Raw genomic sequence first — 19,232 nt, 5'->3', positions numbered from 1 at the left:
TCAGTCGAAGAGATCGGGGTCGGTGCGGACGATCTCGTCCCACAGCGGCTGGAAGGAGAACCAGCCGGCATACGGGCTGCCGGTCTGCTCGCGGGTGAAGCGGGCGTTCTCCACGTCGATCAGCGTCGGGGTGCCGGCGGCTTCGGCCATGAGCTGGGCCTGGGCGTTGCGCTCCATCTGCACGAACCACCAGGCCGCCTCTGCGACGGTGTCGCCGACGGTGAAGATCCCGTGGTTGCGGTGGATCGCGGCCCGCTTGTCCCCCAGGCCCTCGGCCAGCCGCCGGCCGGCTTCCTCGTCGATGACGACCGCACCCGCGCCGTCCGTCACGACGACGTGGTTCTCGAAGAGGGCGCAGGCGTCCTGGGTGATCGGGTCGAGCACCCGGCCCAGCGACGACCAGGCCTTGCCGTGCACGGCATGCGCGTGGCAGGCGGCGACGACGTCGGGACGGGCCTCGTGGATCGCGGAGTGGATGACGAAGCCCGCGCGGTTGACCGGCCGGTTGCCGTGCAGGATGCGGCCCGTGTGGTCGACACGCAGCAGGTCCGAGGCCCGGACGTGCCGGAACGACATCCCGAAGGGGTTGACCCAGAACGTGTCCGGCTCCTCGGGGTCGCGCGCGGTGATGTGCCCGGCGATGCCCTCGCCGAACCCGAAGCGCCCGAAGATGCGGCACGCCCCGGCGACCTGCTCCTTGCGGTGGCGGCGCTCCTCGGCGCTGGTGGCGAAGACCGGGGGGCGGGGCAGCGAGATGCCCTCCTGCCCGGGCTCGAACGCCTCCATGGTGTCGGCGGGAGTCGTCTCAGCGGGCGCGGCCATGTCCCGACCGTGCGCCGATCCCCGACCGAAATCAAGAGCGACGTGTGCACCCCTCGTGAGCGGTGATAGTCGCTATAGCGACTATTACCGCTCACAGGGTCGTGCGCACGAAGCGGTAGGCCTCGTCGGCGAGGCCGAACCGGCCGGTCGAGCCCGGGGGCGTGACGCCGGGGCGGGACACGAACTCGTCGACGAGCGTCTCGAACAGCTCCTCCACCGTCTCCACCCGCGAAGCAGACCACATGACACCGATGAGTTCGCGGCGCCCGGGTCGTCGGTACTCGTGGCGACGAGAGGAGAACACGATGGCACTGCCCCGGATCGCGAGCCGCGACGAGTGGCTGACGGCCCGCAAGGACCTGCTCGTGAAGGAGAAGGAGCTGACCCGCGCCCGCGACGCGCTCAACACGATGCGCCGCGAGCTGCCGATGGTCGAGATCGAGAAGGACTACCGCTTCACCGGCCCCGAGGGCGAGGTGGGCCTGCTCGACATGTTCGAGGGCCGCCGCCAGCTCATGGTGGGGCACTTCATGTTCGACCCGTCGTGGGAGGACGGCTGCCCCAGCTGCTCGGCGGGTGCCGACGAGATGTCGCAGGGCCTGCTCGACCACCTGGCGACGCGCGACACCTCGCTCGCGTACGTGTCGCGGGCGCCGCTGGACAAGATCGAGCGCTACAAGGCGAAGAAGGGCTGGACGTTCCGCTGGTACTCGTCGAACGGAAGCGACTTCAACTACGACTTCCACGTCACGCTCGACGAGTCGGTGCAGCCCGCCGAGTACAACTACCGTCCGGCCGCGGAGTACGGCCCGACGTGGACGGGTGACGCGCAGCCGTTCGAGATGCCCGGCCTCAGCTGCTTCCTGCGCGACGGCGACCGCGTCTTCCACACCTACTCGCAGTACGCGCGGGGTGCGGAGTCGACGGGCGGCTCGTACTACTTCCTCGACCTCACCGCGCTCGGCCGCCAGGAGGACTGGGAGAAGCCGGCAGGCCGCGCCGACCACGCGCGGACGAACCAGCCGGACTTCGCCTCCTGAGATCGACCGATGAGTTCCGGGCGCGCGCGTCGTTGACACGAACATGAGCGACGACGCCTTCACCGCGCGGATGCAGGAGCACCGCCGCGAGCTGCACGTGCACTGCTACCGGATGCTCGGCTCGTTCGACGAGGCCGAGGACCTGGTGCAGGAGACGTTCCTGCGGGCCTGGAAGGCCCGCGAGTCGTTCGACGAGGCGACCAACCTGCGGGCCTGGCTCTACAAGATCGCGACGAACGCGTGCCTGGACGTGCTGCGCCGCAAGAAGCGGACGCCGCCGAGGTCGGAGAGCCCGGCCGAGGTGACGTGGCTGCAGCCCTATCCGGACGAGCTGCTCGACGCGGTGGCGCCCAGCGCCGAGCGGCCCGACGTCGTCGCGATCGCGCGGGAGACGATCGGGCTGGCGTTCCTCGCGGCGATCCAGCTGCTGCCGGCGCGGCAGCGGGCGGTGCTGGTGCTGCGTGACGTGCTGGAGTGGTCGGCCGCCGAGACCGCGGACCTGCTGGAGATGTCGGTCCCGGCGGCCAACAGCGCGCTGCAGCGTGCGCGGGCGACGCTGCGCGAGCGGCTCCCGGAGAATCACGGGTCGTGGCAGGCGCCGTCGCCGACCGAGGACGAACAGGCGCTGCTGGAGCGGTTCGTCCGCGCGCACACCACGGGCGACCCGGACGAGATGGTGGCGCTGGTGCGTCACGACATCCGCGTCACGATGCCGCCGTACCCGATGGAGTACAACGGCCTCGACGAGCTGTGGCCGTTGTTCGAGCGGGCGACGTCGGGTACCGACGGCGAGTGGCGGCTGCTGCCCACCGCGGCCAACCGGATGCCGGCGGCGGCGAGCTACCTGCGCGTCACGGGCACCGACGAGTACGTGCCGTTCAAGCTCGACGTGCTGCGGATCGTCGACGGGAAGATCGCCGAGATCACGACGTTCGGGCCGTCGCACTTCGCCGATCACGGGCTGCCGGCGACGCTGTGACGAGCACTCCGGGCAGGGGCGGCGCGGCGTCGGCCGGGCGGGTGAGGAAGCACTCGGCGTGGTACCAGCCGGCGGCCTCGTGCCCGCTGGGGTCGAGGCCGCGGGCGGCCACGTCGCGGCAGGCGGCGGCGCGTTCGTCGGCGTCGGCGAACCGGCGCTGCCGGCACGCCGCGGCGGGGACTCGTTCGGTGACCAGCCCGAACCCGTCGAGGACGTCGACGATCGGGGCGTAGTCGAAGACGCGCAGCACGAACGCGACGACGAACATGCGCTCGGGGTGGGCGGCGGCGTCGAGGAGGCGCCGGAACGTCGCGGGGCCGACGTAGCCGATCCCGCCGGTGCACATGATCACGTCGACGCCGGCGAGCGCCGCGGTGAGCGCGGGCGACGGTTCGGTGGTCTCGAGGTCCTCGGCGAACCCGGCGTCGAGCAGCCCGGTCGCGGTGCCGTAGCCGACGGCGGGTGCCGACGCGTCGAGCCCGACGACGTGCGGGCCCGCGGGGTGACGGTGTGCGGCGTGGAACGCGGCGTCGTCGGCGACCACCTGCGCCGACGGCAGGCCGGCGCGGGCGGGGTCGGTGTGACGGGCGACGAGGTCGTCGTAGCCGACGGTCCCGCGCAGCAACGCGGCGTTGATGCCGTAGGAGCAGCACACGTCGAGGACGGTGGCACCCGGACGGGCGTCGAGGACCGCCTCGACGACGGGTTCCGCGTGCCGGGGCACCTGGTAGTCGAGCGGGCCGAGCGTCGAGAAGTAGGCGCGCGGATCGGGGCGTGAATAGATGTCGGTGAAGTCGGCCTTTCCGGAACCTGGGTCAACCATCGCTGTCCTCCCCCAGCAGGGCTTCCATCTCGGCGACCGCCACGGGCAGCTCCCGGGCGAACGCCTCCATCGCCGCGGCGACCGACCGCGGCGTGCTCAGGTACAGGTCGAACCGGGTGGGCATCAGGGCGTAGCCGACGCCGATGCAGTGCGTGCTCGTCGACCCGAAACCCCAGTAGCGCACGTGCGGGGAGGGCACGGAGCTGGTGGAGAGGTGGTCGTCGCGCAGGATGCGCCAGCCCGGGGAGTCGAACAGCGCGGGTGACGGTTCGCCGCGCCGGGTCGCGATCATCTGCAGCTCCCAGAGGTGCTGCTCCGGTGCTTTCCCGCCCTGGCACTCGCGGGCACGGCGGACATGGGCGTCGGCAGCGGCACGCAGGGCGTCGCGACGCACCGGGGCCGGTACCGACGGGTCGTCCATCGCGGCGGTGAACGCGACGATCTCGGGGGTGACGACGCGCATCGCCTCGGTCCGGCCGTGGTGGAAGTGCCGGGTCGCGATCGACTCGTAGGTGGCGCCGATCCGGCCCGTCGCACGCCGGTGCGCGACCTGGAACACCAGCTGCGCGAACGCGTCCGGGGAGATGCCGAGGGCCTTCGCCCGGTCGCTGCCGAAGTCGAGCGAGACGGTGGTCGTCGCGGTGGCGGCGGCGTAGTCGGCGAACGCCTTGGCGGCGTCGGCCACGGTGGCGCGCAACGCCTCGTCGAGCACCCAGGGCACGGCCGCGAAGTCCGGGACGTCCGCCGCGGCCGGGGCCGGGCCGAGGTCGGCCGTCGCCGCGAGGACGGCGTCGAGCAGCGCGATGACCGTCGTGCCGTCGAGGTTGCAGTGCTCGCCGTTGTAGCCGGCGGTGCCGTCGCCGAACACGATCAGCGAGACGGCCGTGTCGAACCAGCGGTTCGCGCTGTTCCCGGCCAGCAGCGCGTCGCAGGCCGCGAGGGGCGAGGAGGGGATCTCGTCCTCCAGGCACACGCAGAACAGCGCCGACTCGATCGTCTCCAGCGCGGCCGCGTCGGCCGGGTCGTGGGCGCGCAGCCGTGCGCGGGCGCGGGCCCAGTCCGCGCGCGCCATCGTCGTCAACGCGCCGACGCCCTCGCCCTGCACCGCGGCCGCCTGCACGGCGCGCAGCCCCGCGGCGATCTCGGCCCGGGTGTGCGGACGCCCGTCGGGGGCGATCACGTCGAGACGGAACACGTTGCCGCGCAACAGGACCACGATGTGGCGCGCCTGCGACGGCCCCGGGTGGGCGTCGCTGTAGGGGGTGCGGGCGGAGTCGCGGTCGACGCCGGGGATGCGCGTCGAGGAGAACAGGTAGCGGTGCTGCACCATCGACAGCGGCCCACCGCGGCCCTGCGCGGGTTCGAGCGATCCGTCGTCGATCCTCGCCTTGTAGGACACGATCCCCTCGACCAGCGCCGCCGCCCGGTCCACCTGCCCGAGCCGCGACTCCTCGAACAGGAAGAAGAAGTTGGCGTTCAGCGCGATCCGGTCGCGGCGACCCAGGTAGCGGTAGGGCCAGAACGTGTCGAGCCAGCTGTGCACGCCTTGCGTGGCGTCGTAGGCGACCAACGACGCGTGCAGGCGCTCCCCGTCGCCACCCGGGCGGGCGAACCCGGCGACGGCCTCCCGGGTCGCGACGCGCTCGGCCTCCGACAGCAGCGGCGCGCACCAGTCGAGGAAGCGGGAGCAGCTGTCGGCCAACGTCGGCAACGGGACCCGGGGCAAGGCGTCCTCGGCCTCGAATGTGCGCACGGTCAGTCCATCAGCGAGTCGACACGGACGCGGTCGGCGTCGGTGTGGGCGGGGGTGACCCGGCCGAACAGCTGCCGGGTGCGCGTGACGGCGCCGACGACGCCGGGCCGCGCGCTGTAGGCGAGGATCGCGGAGTGCCGGGCGTGGGCGCCGCCGACCGCCGTGACCCGGTGCAGCGAATAGCGTCCGGCGAAGATCTGCAGGTCACCGACGCGCAGCGGCAGCCGGCGCACGAGGTCGCCACCCTCGCCGTCGAGGACCGCGGTCACGGCGGTGAGGTTCTCGTCGTCGGCCGAGCGGATGCCCGGGCAGTACTCGAACACCCCGCCCGCCTCAGGTTCGCGGGTCACCATGCTGACCGTGAACTCGTTGGTGTCGAAGTGCCACGGGTGCCCGCGGCCGGGGACGACGACGTTGAGCGTCAGCCCGGCGAGCGGGTCGGCGAGCTCGAACACCTGCGGCAGTCCCACGCAGGCGGCGACGAACTCCTGCAGCGCCGTGCTGGTGTAGAGGTGCTGGACGACGGCGTCGGCGGGGATGCGGTCGCGTGCGACGAAGGCGTTGCCGCGCTCGGTCGTGCGCCGGGCGGGATGATCGGGCGACAGGGCAGGGTCCGGGTCGGTGTTGTAGACGTTGACGATCTCGACGTCGTGGTGGGCGAAGCCCGCCGCGGCCGCGCCCTCGGCCTCCAGGACGCCGCGGACCCCGGGGCGGACGAACCCCGGGAGCACGCTGCAGCCGTCGACGGCGAGGTCACGACGGACCCGCTCCACCACCGCGTCGCGGCCCGCACCCGGTGTCGCCACCGGGAACCGGTCGGTGTCGATGACGCGCTCGATCGTCGGCCGCTGGCTGGACCCCATCGCTCCTCCGCGCGGGCGCCGACGTCGTCGTCGACAGCCCCGGGCGTCAATGCAACCCGAGTTCGCCGGTGATCGCCCGCCCTGGCGGGCACTCGACCGAGCCTGACGCGGGGATCGGCAGGTCAGGCGGGGTGCGCGCGCCGCCGTCGGTCCTGGCCCGTCGATCAGGTGCGACCCGGCACCGACGGAGGGCCCGCGGGTCAGGCGGCGGAGTGGGCCGACGCGGTCGTCGCCCCGTCCCAGAGCCACTGCTCGGTCATCTCCTCGCCGCACTCCGGGCACGGCACCAGGAAGCCCAGGCCGTCGATCCCGGGCAGCTCGGCCTCGACCTCGCAGCGGACGCACGTCCACCACCCGATCGCGCTCTTTCCGGCATCCATGACATCCGATGGTAACCACATCCGTGTAGTTCGCCCGTCCGCCACGCGACGGACGTGTCGTCGTCGGCGTCCGCTTGCCGTGAAGACCTCCTGACTGCGACGCTTTTCCGATGGCAGGTACGGACGCCACCGACGCAGCCGACCCCGTCTCCGACCTCATCGAGTCCCAGCTCGCGGACGCCGGCGCGACGTGGACCGTCGGCGTCGGCGGCGCGATCGCCGAGTTCCAGCGACGCCCCGCCGAACCCGCGGCACGCGGCCCGCGCTGCGTCGTCACCGCACGCGGCGGGGTGCGGCTCGACCTGCCGGCCGGTGTCGAGGTCGTGGCCTACGAGACCCCGTCGGGCCCGGGCCAGCGCTGGGACCACGCCATCTCGTTCTGCCTGCCCGCCGAGGACGCCAAGCGCGGCAACCGCAGCGTCGTCACCCGCCTCGGGCCCGACGACGACGCCGTCCGCCCCCGCGACCGGGCCGCGATCCTCTACGACCTCGGCCTCGGCATCCCCACCGTCGACGCGTGCGTCCGCACCGCCGACCCGGCCCTGCGTGACCTGCTCGAGGACGCCTGCGGCGAACCGCTCGACTCCGAGACCGTCACGACGCTCGTGCGCCGCAGCCCCCACCGCGTCTTCGTCGGCGCCTGTGGTCGCGTGGAGGTGTTCGCCCACATCGCCCAGCCCGGCACCGACACCTCCGACGGCCCCCACACCCACGTCCGCCCCGAGCTGCTGCGCCCCGAGCACACCCACCCCGGCACCGCGCCGATCGGGCCCGGGCTCGTCACCTGCATGACGCTGCACCCCGTGCACCCGGTCACCAACGCCAACGGGCACGCCGTCGACTTCGACGAGACCCGCCACGCCGCGTTCCAACGGCTGCTCGACGCCTTCGGCGACCCCGTCGCCGGCGCCCACAAGGCCATGACGATCGCCGCCGTCCGCGCCGGCGTCGGCCCCGACCTCACGATGCTGCCGCGCGACCCCGCGTCCCGTGCCGCCGTCGCCGTGACGCTGCGTCAGCTTTTCCACACCGACGGGCCCTCCCCCACCCTGGACGTCTGGAGGGCACGGCATCCGCCGGATGCCGGTCTGCTGCATCCGGACGGCTGAACATCAACGGCGCGTCGCTCCGGCCGCGCCGGTCGCGCTAACGAACAGCAGCGCTTCACCGAGTGCATCGGCGGACGGGAAAGCCCAGATCGGATGCTGAATCCGCGGTGCGCTGGTGGTATCGCGGATGGCACGGTCGACCGGCCCGTCCGTGGGTCGGTTGGTGCCCTCCCGCCACCACCCACGGTCCACGCCGGCGTGCCCGCCGGCGTGGACCACCGGGCGACCATGACGGTCGCCGCCGTCACACTTCGTGCACGAGATCCGCGATCGAGTCGACGACGCGCCCCGGCCGGTACGGGAACCGCTCGACGTCGACGGCCTGCGTGATCCCGGTGAGCACCAGCACCGTCTGCATCCCGGCCTCCAGGCCGGCGACGACGTCGGTGTCCATCCGGTCGCCGACCATGACGGTCGTCTCCGAATGGGCCCCGAGCCGGTTGAGGGCGGCCCGCATCATCAGCGGGTTGGGCTTCCCGACGAAGTACGGCTGCACCCCGGTCGCCTTGCTGACCAGCGCCGCCACCGCACCCGTCGCGGGCAGCGGCCCCTCCGCCGACGGGCCGGTCGGGTCGGGGTTGGTCGCGACGAACCGGGCACCGGCCGCGACGAGCCGGATCGCCGTCGTCACCGCCTCGAAGCTGTAGGTGCGCGTCTCCCCCAGCACCACGTAGTCGGGGTCCCGGTCGGTGAGGACGTACCCGATCTCGTGCAGCGCCGTCGTCAGCCCCGCCTCGCCCACGACGAACGCCGTCCCCGCCGGTCGTTGCCCCTCCAGGAACGACGCCGTGGCCAGCGCGGAGGTCCAGATCGCCTCCTCCGGCACGTCGATCCCCGTGCGCAGCAACCGGAACCGCAGGTCGCGCGGTGTGTGGATCGAGTTGTTCGTCAGCACCAGGAACGGGGTGGCGGACTCGCGCAGCCGCGACACGAAGGCGTCGGCACCGGGGATCAGCCGACCCTCGTGCATCAGGACGCCGTCCATGTCGGTCATCCACGCCTCGACGGGCCTCGTCTCGGACATCCGCGCAGCGTAGGCCCGATGCTCCCGCTCGGCTGTCCGGGAACGATCGTCCCGTCTCGTCCGTTCCATTCGTAGGATCGGGTCGCCGACGGCGGACCCACGACGAGGAGGGGCTCATGGGCACGGTCGTGACCATCATCATCCTGGTGGCGATCGTCGCCGGCGGGGTCTGGCTCGTGCGGCAGCGCTCCGCGTCCCAGGCCCGTGAGCTCGAGGACGCCAAAGCCGAGGCCCGCCGCTGGGTCGAACGCCTCGGCGGTCAGGTTCTCAACCTCGTCGGTACCGACGAGGCCTCCAAGCAGGCCATGGCCGACGCGTCCGAGCGCTACAACGCCGCCGGCTCGCAGATGGAGCAGGCCCGCACCGCGGCCCAGTGCCGTCAGGTCACCGAGACCGCCTACGAGGGCCTCTACTACGTGCGCGCGGCCCGGACGGCGATGGGCATCGACCCCGGCCCCGAGCTGCCGCCGCTGCCCGGCCAGCAGCGTGCGGGTGCCGTCTCCGAGGACCGTGACGTCGAGGTCGAGGGCCACTCCTACAGCGCCTCGCCGAACCCGTCCGACCGCAACTCGCACTACTACCCGGGCGGCAACGTCGCCGGGCGTCCGGTCCCGGCGGGCTGGTACTCCGAGCCGTGGTGGAAGCCCGCGCTCGTGGCCGGCGCGTGGGGCCTGGGCTCGATGATGCTGTTCAGCGCCATGTTCTCCGGGATGTCCGGGGTCGCCTACGCCGACGGATACGCCGACGGCATGGCCGCCGACGGCGGCGACTACGGCGACGGGGGTGGCGACGGCGGCGACTTCGGTGGCGACGCCGGTGGCCAGGACTTCGGGGGCGACTTCGGCGGCGGCGACTTCGGCGGTGGCGACTTCGGCGGTGGCGGAGGTTTCGACTTCTGATCTTGGGGTACTCCAACCCCTGTCGGCGGCACCGCGGCCTCCGACCCTCATGCAACCGGACTCGTCCGGATTCCCCGTCGGCCGGCCCGGTGTTCGAACCCTGGGCCGGTCGACGATCTTCTGGGCCGGCCCGACTGCGTCAGGCCTGGCAGGTCGGGCCCCAGAAGAGGTTCCGCGCAGCGTGGGTCGCGTGCGCGATCGGTGTCCCGCACTGCAGGCACGGCCGGCCCGTCCGCCGGTAGGCGTAGACGGTTTTCGCACACACCGCGCCCCGGTCCGCAGGTTCCAGCAGCCGCGGGTCGTGCTCGGGCCGCAACGTCTCGATCTTCCCACGCCGCGCGCCGTCGGCCATGAGGTCGACGAGGTCGGCCCAGATCGCGTCCCACCGCTCCCGGCCGAGATCGCGACCCGCCGTCTGCGGGTGTACACCCTGGCGGAACAGCACCTCCGCCCGGTACACGTTGCCCACGCCGGCGACGACCTGCTGGTTCATCAGCAACGTCGCGATCGGCGACCGCGACCTCCCGATCCGCGCCCAGGCCCGCTCCGGGTCGACGTCGGCGCGCAGCGGGTCCGCGCCCAGCCGGTCGTGGACCGCGGCGACCTCGCCGTCGGTCAACAGCTCGCAGATCGCGGGACCGCGCAGGTCGGCGTAGTGCGAGGGGCCGAGCAGCCGCATCCGGACCTGGCCCCGCGGCGGTTCCGCGGGAAGCTTCCGGCTCGCGAACCGGCCGTACAGGCCGAGGTGCACGTGCACGACGAGGTCGGGGCCGTAGCGGTGGAACAAGTGCTTGCCGTGCGCGTCGACCGACTCCAGGACCCGCCCGTCGACGAGCTCGGCGTCGGTGGCGAAGCGGCCCTGCGGGCTCGACAGCGCGACCGGTTGCCCGCCGAACCGTCGACGGTGCAGCCGGGCGAGGCGGTGGATCGTGTGGCCCTCGGGCATGCGTCGACCCTGCCTGCTCGCTGGCCGAAGCGCGCGACGAACACCCGCCCCGAATTCGACGTCGAGCTGGTTCGATCATGGTCGGGACCAGCGTCACGTCGACGTCGGCGCGGTCCTTGCGTGGCGACGCCTCAGGGGCGGCCGACGGCGGGCTGACACGTCGGGCACCAGAACAGGTTGCGCGCGGCGTGCTCGGCCGTGAGCACCGGCGTCCCGCACACCAGGCACGGCATTCCCTGCCGCCGGTACACGTAGACCTCGCCGCCGTGCCGGTCCTTGCGCCCCGGCTCACCGCGCCGCCGCGGATCGTGCTCCGGCGCGACCGTGTCGATCCGGCCCTTGCGCACCCCGTCGCGCATCAGGGCGACGAGATCGACCCACATCGCGTCCCACGTCGCCCGCGACAACGCCTTCCCCGGCAGCTGCGGGTCGATGCCGTGCCGGAACAGCAGCTCCGCCCGGTACACGTTCCCCACCCCGGCGACGACCTTCTGGTCCATCAGCAACGTCGCCAACGGCGACGCCGAGCGGCCGATCCGCGCCCACGCCAGGTCCTGGTCGGCGTCACGGCGCAGCGGGTCCGGGCCCAGCCTCGACCGCAAGACACGCACCTCGGCGTCGGTGATCAGCTCGCACGCCGTGGGGCCCCGCAGGTCGGCCCAGTGCGTGGCGCCGACGATCCGCATCCGCACCTGCCCGCGCGGCTCCGGCGGCGCGCCACCCGGCTCGGGCAGCTCCGTCTCGTCGAACGTGCCGTACAGCCCGAGGTGGACGTGCACCACCCGGTCGCGGCCGTAGCGGTGGAACAGGTGTTTGCCGTGCGCGTCGGCTTTGGTGAGGACAGCGCCGTCGAGCAACGCCGCCGACGCCTCGAACCGCCCCTGCGGGCTGCTCACCCGCACCGGCGCGCGGCCGAACAGCCGTCCGTGCCGCCGCGCCAGCCGGTGCAGCGTGTGACCCTCCGGCACCGGTCAGGCGCTCGGCAGCGGCGGGTAGTCGTGGTCCTTCTCGAACTCGGCCAGGATGTCGATGCGGCGCTGGTGGCGCGGCTCGTTCGAGAACGGGGTGTTCACGAACGCGTCGACGATCGCCTTCGCCTCGTCCTCGGAGTGCATCCGGGCGCCGATGCCGACGACGTGCGCGTTGTTGTGCTCGCGCGCCAGCGTCGCCGTCTCGACGTTCCAGGCCAGGGCCGCGCGGCAGCCCGGAACCTTGTTGGCCGAGATCTGCTCGCCGTTGCCCGAACCGCCGAGCACGACGCCCAGCGAGCCCTCGTCGGCGACGACACGGCGGCCCGTCTCCAGGCAGAACGCCGGGTAGTCGTCCTGCGCGTCGTAGGCCAGGGCCCCGACGTCGACGACCTCGTGACCGGCACCCGACAGGTGCTCGATCAGCACGGCCTTGAGCTCGAAACCGGCATGGTCAGATCCGAGATACACGCGCACGGGGAGAATCCTGCCCCATGGTGGAGGTCGCGGGGGTCGACGGGGCGCCGGGTGGCTGGGTGGTCGCCCGCGTGCGCCCGGGGGCGGTCCGCTGGGACGTGGTGCCCGACGCCGCCGCCGTCCTGGACGTGACGGCCGGGTGCGCGGCGGTGGGCGTCGACATCCCGCTCGGTGTGCACGCCACCGCCGGACGCCGGGAGTGTGACGACGCCACCGCGCGCCGGCTCGGGAAGGCCCGCTCGTCGGTGTTCCCGGCGCCGCCGCGGGAGGTCCTCACCGCGCCCGACCACCCGACGGCCTGCGTGCGCGCACGGGCGTTGACGGGCAAGGCCATCAGCCTGCAGACCTTCCACATCGCGCCGCGCATCCTCGACTGGGATGCCGTCACCGACCGTCCGGCGCACGTCGTCGAGGTGCACCCGGAGCTGTCACTGCGCACGCTCGCCCCCGACGTCGCGTTCACGTCGAAGAAGACCGCACGCGGTGCGGGACAACGCATCGCAGCGCTCGCACGATGGCTCGACCCGGCCGTCGCGCTCGTCGACCTACCCATGGGCGCCCGCCTCGACGACATCCTCGACGCCCTCGCCGCCGCCTGGTCGGCCCGACGCTGGGCGCGTGGGGAGGCCGACGTCCTCGGCCCGGAACACGACGACCGCGGCCGCCCGATGTTCGTGGCGGTCTGACCCGACCCTGTGCGCGGTAATAGTCGCTATAGCGACTATTACCGCTCACGAGCCCTACCAGGTCATTCCTTGCGGCCGCCGCCGAGCAGGCCGCCGAGCAGGTCGCCAAGTCCACCGCCGAGCGCGCCGCCCCCGGCCTGGCCGCCACCGCCGCCGAGGAGACCACCGAGCAGGTCGCCCAGCCCGCCGCCCGCCGCCGCACCGCCCGCGGCCGCGCCGCCGCCCATCTTCTTGGCCAGATAGGACATGACGATCGGCGCCAGCAGCGGCAGCAGCTTGCCGATCAGCCCGCTGCCCCCGGCGCCGCCCAGCGACAGCTGGTTGATCACCTGGTCCTGGTTCGCGCCGAACACGTGGCCGACGATCTTCTGACCGTCGTTCGTGTCGACATCGTTCAGGTTCACCCCGCCGTCGATCAGCGAGCTGCTGTGCTGATCGACCGCCTGGGCGAACGACGACGCGCCACCCGGATCGTCGGTGTTGGCCTGGATTCCGCCCAACAGCGCGGGCAGCGCCTGCCGCGTCGCCTGCTCGGCCGTGGCCTCGTCGGTGCCCAGCTGGGCCGCGAGGTCGCTCAAGGGGATCTGCGACAGGATCTCGTCCACCGGACTCATGGCCGGAGCGTAGCGCCGAATCCGCGTCCGAAGCAGACACTCCGCGTGCCCGTCCTCAAACGCGGTCCCACGATGTCGTCACCCGGACGAGGGCCTATCGCGCCCGATGTGGGTGGTGCGACTCCGAGAAGTGACCACGAGAGCCCGAATGGGGATACGGTCCCACCGACAACACAAGCACCACCCGTCACACCCCGGGAGGTCCGCACAGGCGCTCGGAAATGCGAGACGGGACGGTTCCGCCAAGAACCGCCCCGTCGTCACGTCGCACCGTCGACAGGGTCGCACCCCTGACGACGACAGCGCCCCGGACGAACCGGGGCTTCTCCCCTCCTGCCACAAAGGGGCCTTGCCATGCTCACCATAGACCGCGGGCCGCGCCGTGCCCGGCCGACCGCCCCTGTCCCCACCGCGTGTCCCGCGGAGGTGACCCGATGGGCCTGACCGTCCTCGCCGCCGCCACCGCCCTGGTGACCGCCGGCCTCGCCCCCGCGGTCACCACCACCCCTGTGGACCCCGCGGCCTGCCCCACCCCCGCCGCCGTCACCGCACCCGCCTGCGCGGGCGGCTCCTCAGCAGGCGCCGGGAGCGCCACCGTCCCCGGTGCCGCCGCCTGCCCCGGCACCGCGATCGTCACGAAGCGGCCGTTCTTCCAGAAGGCCGACTGGCTCTGGGACCCGATCCCCGACGGCGCGAAGCTCGACCCCCAGTCGTCGGCGATGGCCGAGGAGCTCTCCTCCGGCGACCACATCCTCAACACCGGCGACTTCGGCGTCGCCCTCGTCGACCCCGACGACATCCCCGACGACGCACCCCGCTCCGCCATCCCCGTGTCGGAGAACTGGGGACCCGACCCGCTCGCCGGCCTGAAGGTGCCCGTGCCGCCCGACCTGAAGATCCCGCCGGGCTCCGACGGCCACGTCGCGATCGCCGACGAGAAGTCCAACACCGTCGTCAACCTGTGGGTCACCGAGAAGTCCGGCAACGGGCTGCGCGCCAACTGGGGCGCCGCCGTCCCCTTCGACGGCGACGGCCGCGAGCACAACGGCTCCTCCACCGGCGCCGGCATCGCCCGCTACGCCTCCGTCGTCCGTGCCGAGGAGATCGCCGACGGGCACATCCCGCACGCGCTGTTCTTCTCGACGAACGTCGTCAAACCGAAGGAGGTCCGCTACCCGGCGACCAAGACCGACGGCTCCAACATGGACGGTGCAGGCTCCCCGATCCCCGAGGGCGCCCGCGTCCAGCTCGACCCGAGCGTCGACGTCGACGCCATCCCCGGCATCAGCCCCGGCGAGAAGACCATCGCCAAGGCGCTGCAGACCTACGGCGCGTACGTCGGCGACAACGGCGGTGCGCGGATGGCGTTCATCGCGGAGTACGCGCCGGACTCCGACGCCTACGAGAAGGCCGGGCTGTCCGGCGACTACGTCGGCCTCAAGTCGATCCCGTGGAACAAGCTGCGGGTCCTGTCCGACTGGAGCGGCGGCACGCAGCCGACCCCGGCCGACCCGGACTCGTCCTCCTCGTCCTCCTCGTCCGACGACGACTCCGCCGACACCGAGCAGGTGCCGCCCACGACCCCGCCCGCGCCCGCCGCACCTGCCGACTGTGTGCCGGGCAGCGGCACGGCCGTCGTCCCGGGTGCTCCGGCAGTCCCGGGTGCTCCGGCGGTGCCGGGTGCGCCGGCGGTTCCGCCGACCGCTCCGGTGGTGCCCCAGACCGCGGGGGTCGTTCCGCAGGCGCCGCCGGTCGTGCCGCAGACCGTGCCCGTGGTGCCGACAACCACCGCTCCCGTCGTGCCCGCGAGCCCCGGTGAGGTGCCGGTCGGCTGAACCCTTCCCTGTTGCACGAACGGCCCTTGCCTGCAGCTCGATTGCGGGAAAGGGCCGTTCGTGCACTCGGGGGTCACGGAGCCGGTGCCGGGGTGATGTGGGTTGCGCCGGTCGACGCGGGAGTGATCATCGAAGCCGGGACATCAGCGACGGGTGCGTTGCCCAGGTCCCGGGCACGCCGATCACGACGACCCCCGGCCGCCCCCTGACCCCGTGATCGCCGTTCCTGGCGCCTGAGCGACGGATCCTACGCCGAACCGCCACGAACGATGATCACCCCGAGGCCCGCCGAGCTGGAGCCGCCGAGCAGTGGACTGCGCCGCGCGGGCCCTACCTGTGGCGGCCACGATCATCCCCGAGAGCTCGGCCGGGAGGCCCGGCAGACTGGGGCGGTGATGGACCGGTGGGTGGAGGTCGGAGACGGGGTGCTGGCCCGGCGGCACGAGGAGCTGGACCTCACCACCGGGCTGGTGGTCGGCGGCGAGCGGGCGCTGGTCGTCGACACCGCGGGCGACTCGGCGCAGGGCTCCCGGCTGTACGCGGCGGTCCGGGAGGTGACGGCACTGCCGATGGTCGTCGCGATCACGCACGCGCACTTCGACCACTGTTTCGGGACGGGCTCGTTCCCGTCCGGCGCCGTGCACGCGCATCCGCGGTGCCGGGCCTCGATCGTCGAGACCGCTGCGGCACAGCGCCGGGAGTGGACCCGGTACTACCGGGAGCGTGGCGACGACGCGACGGCCGACGCCCTGGCCGCGACCGATCCACCGCTGCCGGAGCCGACCGTCGATCCGGAGCTGCATGTCGACCTCGGCGGCCGCACCGTGACGCTGCTGCACCCGGGGCGCGGGCACACCGACCACGACGTCGTCGCCGTCGCGGGGGACGTGGTGTTCGCGGGCGATCTCGTCGAGCAGGGCGCTCCCCCGGACTTCGGGGACGCGGTGGTCGCGGACTGGCCGGCGACGGTCACCCGGCTGCTCGGGCTCGGGGCGTCGACGTTCGTGCCGGGCCATGGCGATCCGATGTCGCGGCCGGAGGTCGAGGCGCAGCGCGACGGGCTGGCAGAGGTGGCCGCGCTGTGCGTGGCGGTCGGCCGCGGAGAGCTCGACCCCGCAGGAGCGCAGGCGCGCTCCCCGTTCCCGAACGTCCCGTGGCCGGCCTGAACCCGCACCGTCCGACCCGAGCGTGTCACCAGCGCACGCGGACCGCGCTCATCACACGTTCGGCGGCGCGGCCGGACCCGAGCGGGTCACCCGCGCGCGCGGCGCTCGCTGATCACACGCTCGGCGACCACGCACCAGGCCCCGGCCCGGCAGCGCACAACGGTCGGCCCGACAGGGTCGTGTGCGGCCGAACGGCGCAACCGACACGCCGGCGCGCTACGACGCGCGGGCGGAGGTGACGTCTCGGACATGTGTTCGTCACGGCGGACCCCTACCGTCTGGGCGATGAGCGACCTGCCTCAGATCGGCGTCGAGGAGGAGTTCCACGTCGTCGACCTGGAGACCCGCCGCGCCGCACCGGAGGTCGACGCGCTGCTCGGCAAGCTGGCCGGCGACGAGTTCGCGCCGGAGCTGCAGCGCTCCCTCGTCGAGACGAACACGCCGCCGTGCCGGACGCTCGACGAGCTGCGCGAGCACGTGCAGCGGCTGCGGGGGACCTTGGAGAAGGTGGCGCACCCGCTGGGGCTGGGGGTGGTCGCCTCGGGGACGGTGCCGCTGGTCGAGCTGTCGGGGACGGACATCTCGGCGGGCGCCCGGTACGAGCGGATGCAGCACGAGTACCAGATGCTGGTGCGCGAGCAGCACATCTGCGGGGCGCAGGTGCACGTCGACGTCCCGGACCGGGACATGGCGGTGCAGGTGGTGCGCCGGGTCGCGCCGCACCTGCCGGTGCTGCTGGCGATCTCGGCGAGCTCGCCGTACTGGCGGGGCGAGGACACGGGGTACGCGAGCTACCGGTCGATGGTGTGGTCGCGGTGGCCGACGGCGGGCCCGCCGGGCGACGTGGAGACGGCTGACGATTACGACCGGATGGTCGAGGACCTGATCTCCTCGGGGACGATCAGCGACCCGGGGATGGTCTATTTCGACATCCGGCCCAGCGCCCATCTGCCGACAGTGGAGCTGCGGGTGTGCGACGCCTGCCCGGACGTCGACGACGTGGTGCTGATCGCAGGCCTGTTCCGGGCGTTGGTGGCGCGGGCGAGCGAGGAGGCGCGGGCGGGACTGCCCTTGCCCCAGGCGCGCCACGAGCTGCTGCGGTCGGCGAACTGGCGGGCGGCGCGGTCGGGTCTGGAGGGCGACCTGGTCGAGCTGGTGGGTCCGGCGCTGGTGTCGCCGGCGCTGCTGGTGGGGCAGCTGGTCGACTCGTTGCGGGGGCACCTGGAGGCGGCGGGCGACTGGGAGCAGGTGCTGGAGCTGTCGCGCCAGACGTTGGCGCGGGGCAGTGCGGCGGCGCGGCAGCGGCGGGCGTTCGGGTTGCGCGGTGAGCTGGTCGACATCGTCGACGGCCTGGTGGAGACGACGCAGGGCCGGGCGCCGACGGGGGTCGCGGTCCCGGTGGCTCCTCCCCCGCCCGCGCTGCTGGGCGGGTACCGGCCGTCGGCGTTCGACGAGGCGGTGTCGGAGGGCGGGCAGGTGCTGCCGCACTACGGCTTCATGTTCCGGGTGCTCGACAGGTTGGGGCCGCGCGGGATGACGGCGGCGGAGTCGGCGTTGCGGACGGAGCAGCGGGCGCGCGGGGTGACGTTCCGGGTGGGCGACGAGCCGGACCGGCTGTTCCCGCTGGATCTGGTGCCGCGCATCGTGACGGCCGAGGACTGGTCGGTGCTGTCGGCGGGGCTGGCGCAGCGGGTGCGGGCGTTGGAGCGGTTCGTGCGCGACGTGTACGGGCCGCGGGAGATCGTGGCGGACGGGGTGGTGCCGGCGCGGGTGGTGGACGGGGCGCCGGGGCGCAGCCGGACGGGTGCGGTGATGCCGGCGGACGCGGTGCGGATCAGTGTCGCGGGGATCGACCTGGTGCGGGACAGGGCGGACCGCTGGTTCGTACTGGAGGACAACCTGCGGGTGCCGTCGGGGATCGGGTTCTCGATCATCTCGCGGCGGCTGGTGCGCAGCGTGCTGCCGGACCTGGAGCCGCCTGCGGGTGTGGTCGGGGTGGACGACGTGCCGCGGATGCTGAAGGCGGCGTTGCTGTCGGCGGTGGCCGACCCGGTCGCGGCGGGTGCCGACGAGGTGGCGCTGCTGTCGTCGGGTCCGGTGGATCCGGCGTGGTTCGAGCACACGTTGCTGGCCGACCGGATGGGTGTGCCGGTGGTGACGCCGCGGGACCTGCAGGTGACCCGCGAGGGTGTGTTCGCGGTGGGGCCGGGTGGGCGGCGCCGGCTGTCGGCGCTGTACCGGCGTCTCGACGAGCAGGATCTGCTGGACGCGACGGGTGCCGACGAGCGGCCGATCGGGCGGGCGTTGTTGCGCGCGGCGGCGTCGGGGACGGTGCGGCTGTGCAACGCGCCGGGCAACGGTGTCGCCGACGACAAGCTCGTCTACGCGTACGTGCCGGCGATGATCGACTATTACCTGGGTGAGAAACCGTTGCTGGACAACGTGCCCACCTACTCGTGTGCCGACGCGCGGCAGCGGGCGGAGGTGCTCGACCGGCTGGGCGAGCTCGTCGTGAAGCCGGTGGACGGGTACGGCGGGAACGGCATCGTGATCGGGCCGGACGCGACGCGGGCGGAGCTGGCGGACGCGGCGGCGGCGATCCGGGCCCGTCCGGAGGGCTGGGTCGCCCAGGAGCTCGTCCAGTTGTCGACGCATCCGACGTTCACGGGGTCGGCGTTGCAGCCGCGGGCCGTCGACCTGCGGGTCTTCGCGTTCCAGTCGCGGGTGGGCGATCGGACGCGGGTGGACGTGGCTCCGGCGGCGCTGTCGAGGGTTGCGCCGGCGGGCAGCCTCGTCGTCAACTCGTCGCGGGGTGGCGGCGCGAAGGACACCTGGGTGTTGCGGTAGG

General features: G+C 73.1%; 19 protein-coding genes. 8 read left to right on the top strand and 11 right to left on the bottom strand.

Annotation, left to right across the window (positions count from 1 at the left end; genetic code table 11):
• Nucleotides 1-822, bottom strand: a complete 822-nt coding sequence (locus AB7F12_RS26640) for a class II aldolase/adducin family protein (RefSeq protein WP_428501403.1) — start codon at nt 820-822, stop codon at nt 1-3.
• 91 nt (nt 823-913) lie between these two features.
• Nucleotides 914-1,048: a hypothetical protein gene (locus tag AB7F12_RS26635; RefSeq protein WP_428501404.1), complete on the bottom strand. Its 135-nt coding sequence runs from the start codon at nt 1,046-1,048 to the stop codon at nt 914-916.
• 79 nt (nt 1,049-1,127) lie between these two features.
• Here AB7F12_RS26635 and AB7F12_RS26630 point away from each other — a divergent pair, with 79 nt between their 5' ends.
• Together AB7F12_RS26630 and AB7F12_RS26625 are read left to right on the top strand one after the other, a co-directional pair.
• Entirely contained in the window at nt 1,128-1,862 is a 735-nt protein-coding gene (locus AB7F12_RS26630; RefSeq protein WP_428501405.1) for a DUF899 domain-containing protein, read from the top strand.
• Nucleotides 1,863-1,905: 43 nt separating this feature from the next.
• Nucleotides 1,906-2,841 carry an RNA polymerase subunit sigma-70 gene (locus tag AB7F12_RS26625; RefSeq protein WP_428501406.1) on the top strand — a complete coding sequence of 312 codons (936 nt, stop codon included), beginning with the start codon at nt 1,906-1,908 and terminating at the stop codon, nt 2,839-2,841.
• Here AB7F12_RS26625 and AB7F12_RS26620 read toward each other — a convergent pair.
• From AB7F12_RS26620 to AB7F12_RS26605, 4 genes are all read right to left on the bottom strand, one after another.
• Nucleotides 2,786-3,664 carry a class I SAM-dependent methyltransferase gene (locus tag AB7F12_RS26620; protein ID WP_428501407.1) on the bottom strand — a complete coding sequence of 293 codons (879 nt, stop codon included), beginning with the start codon at nt 3,662-3,664 and terminating at the stop codon, nt 2,786-2,788. The two genes, AB7F12_RS26625 and AB7F12_RS26620, sit on opposite strands and share 56 nt — an antisense overlap.
• A complete protein-coding gene (locus tag AB7F12_RS26615) occupies nt 3,657-5,417 on the bottom strand; it encodes a choline/carnitine O-acyltransferase (RefSeq protein ID WP_428501408.1) in 1,761 nt (586 codons plus the stop codon). The genes AB7F12_RS26620 and AB7F12_RS26615 overlap by 8 nt, the downstream gene beginning before the upstream one ends.
• A gap of 2 nt (nt 5,418-5,419) precedes the next feature.
• On the bottom strand, nt 5,420-6,280 hold the full coding sequence (locus AB7F12_RS26610) for a HalD/BesD family halogenase (protein WP_428501409.1): 861 nt from the start codon (nt 6,278-6,280) through the stop codon (nt 5,420-5,422).
• 200 nt (nt 6,281-6,480) lie between these two features.
• Entirely contained in the window at nt 6,481-6,660 is a 180-nt protein-coding gene (locus AB7F12_RS26605) for a hypothetical protein (RefSeq protein ID WP_428501410.1), read from the bottom strand.
• A gap of 110 nt (nt 6,661-6,770) precedes the next feature.
• Here AB7F12_RS26605 and AB7F12_RS26600 point away from each other — a divergent pair, with 110 nt between their 5' ends.
• Nucleotides 6,771-7,769, top strand: a complete 999-nt coding sequence (locus AB7F12_RS26600) for a DUF6925 family protein (protein ID WP_428501411.1) — start codon at nt 6,771-6,773, stop codon at nt 7,767-7,769.
• A 244-nt stretch (nt 7,770-8,013) separates the two neighbouring features.
• Here the strand turns inward: AB7F12_RS26600 and AB7F12_RS26595 are convergent, their stop codons facing one another.
• Nucleotides 8,014-8,793: an HAD-IIA family hydrolase gene (locus tag AB7F12_RS26595; RefSeq protein WP_428501412.1), complete on the bottom strand. Its 780-nt coding sequence runs from the start codon at nt 8,791-8,793 to the stop codon at nt 8,014-8,016.
• 116 nt (nt 8,794-8,909) lie between these two features.
• On the opposite strand from AB7F12_RS26595, the gene AB7F12_RS26590 reads away from it, so the two are divergent.
• Complete coding sequence (locus AB7F12_RS26590; RefSeq protein ID WP_428501413.1) at nt 8,910-9,692, top strand: hypothetical protein; 783 nt, start codon at nt 8,910-8,912, stop codon at nt 9,690-9,692.
• Nucleotides 9,693-9,831: 139 nt separating this feature from the next.
• On the opposite strand, the gene AB7F12_RS26585 is transcribed toward AB7F12_RS26590, so the two are convergent.
• The 3 genes from AB7F12_RS26585 to AB7F12_RS26575 all read right to left on the bottom strand — a co-directional run bounded on the left by AB7F12_RS26585 (nt 9,832) and on the right by AB7F12_RS26575 (nt 12,083).
• Nucleotides 9,832-10,638, bottom strand: coding sequence for an Fpg/Nei family DNA glycosylase (locus AB7F12_RS26585; RefSeq protein ID WP_428501414.1), 807 nt, complete (start codon nt 10,636-10,638; stop codon nt 9,832-9,834).
• A 131-nt stretch (nt 10,639-10,769) separates the two neighbouring features.
• Entirely contained in the window at nt 10,770-11,606 is an 837-nt protein-coding gene (locus AB7F12_RS26580; RefSeq protein ID WP_428501415.1) for an Fpg/Nei family DNA glycosylase, read from the bottom strand.
• Nucleotides 11,607-11,609: 3 nt separating this feature from the next.
• Nucleotides 11,610-12,083: an RpiB/LacA/LacB family sugar-phosphate isomerase gene (locus AB7F12_RS26575; RefSeq protein WP_428501416.1), complete on the bottom strand. Its 474-nt coding sequence runs from the start codon at nt 12,081-12,083 to the stop codon at nt 11,610-11,612.
• A gap of 17 nt (nt 12,084-12,100) precedes the next feature.
• On the opposite strand from AB7F12_RS26575, the gene AB7F12_RS26570 reads away from it, so the two are divergent.
• Complete coding sequence (locus tag AB7F12_RS26570; RefSeq protein ID WP_428500181.1) at nt 12,101-12,769, top strand: DUF429 domain-containing protein; 669 nt, start codon at nt 12,101-12,103, stop codon at nt 12,767-12,769.
• Nucleotides 12,770-12,831: 62 nt separating this feature from the next.
• On the opposite strand, the gene AB7F12_RS26565 is transcribed toward AB7F12_RS26570, so the two are convergent.
• Nucleotides 12,832-13,383, bottom strand: a complete 552-nt coding sequence (locus tag AB7F12_RS26565) for a DUF937 domain-containing protein (RefSeq protein ID WP_296143147.1) — start codon at nt 13,381-13,383, stop codon at nt 12,832-12,834.
• Between the two features lie 434 nt (nt 13,384-13,817).
• On the opposite strand from AB7F12_RS26565, the gene AB7F12_RS26560 reads away from it, so the two are divergent.
• The 3 genes from AB7F12_RS26560 (at nt 13,818) to AB7F12_RS26550 (ending at nt 19,231) form a co-directional block, all read left to right on the top strand.
• Nucleotides 13,818-15,218 carry a hypothetical protein gene (locus tag AB7F12_RS26560; protein ID WP_428500180.1) on the top strand — a complete coding sequence of 467 codons (1,401 nt, stop codon included), beginning with the start codon at nt 13,818-13,820 and terminating at the stop codon, nt 15,216-15,218.
• 407 nt (nt 15,219-15,625) lie between these two features.
• Nucleotides 15,626-16,384 carry an MBL fold metallo-hydrolase gene (locus tag AB7F12_RS26555; RefSeq protein WP_428500179.1) on the top strand — a complete coding sequence of 253 codons (759 nt, stop codon included), beginning with the start codon at nt 15,626-15,628 and terminating at the stop codon, nt 16,382-16,384.
• A 285-nt stretch (nt 16,385-16,669) separates the two neighbouring features.
• Nucleotides 16,670-19,231: a glutamate--cysteine ligase gene (locus AB7F12_RS26550; protein WP_428500178.1), complete on the top strand. Its 2,562-nt coding sequence runs from the start codon at nt 16,670-16,672 to the stop codon at nt 19,229-19,231.
• Nucleotide 19,232 lies beyond the last annotated feature (1 nt).

The sequence above is a fragment of the Pseudonocardia sp. genome, from assembly GCF_050250275.1.
Classification (GTDB): Bacteria; Actinomycetota; Actinomycetes; order Mycobacteriales; family Pseudonocardiaceae; genus Pseudonocardia.
The sequence above is the reverse complement of the archived record's forward strand: the minus strand, read 5'-3'. Positions and strand labels throughout refer to the sequence as shown.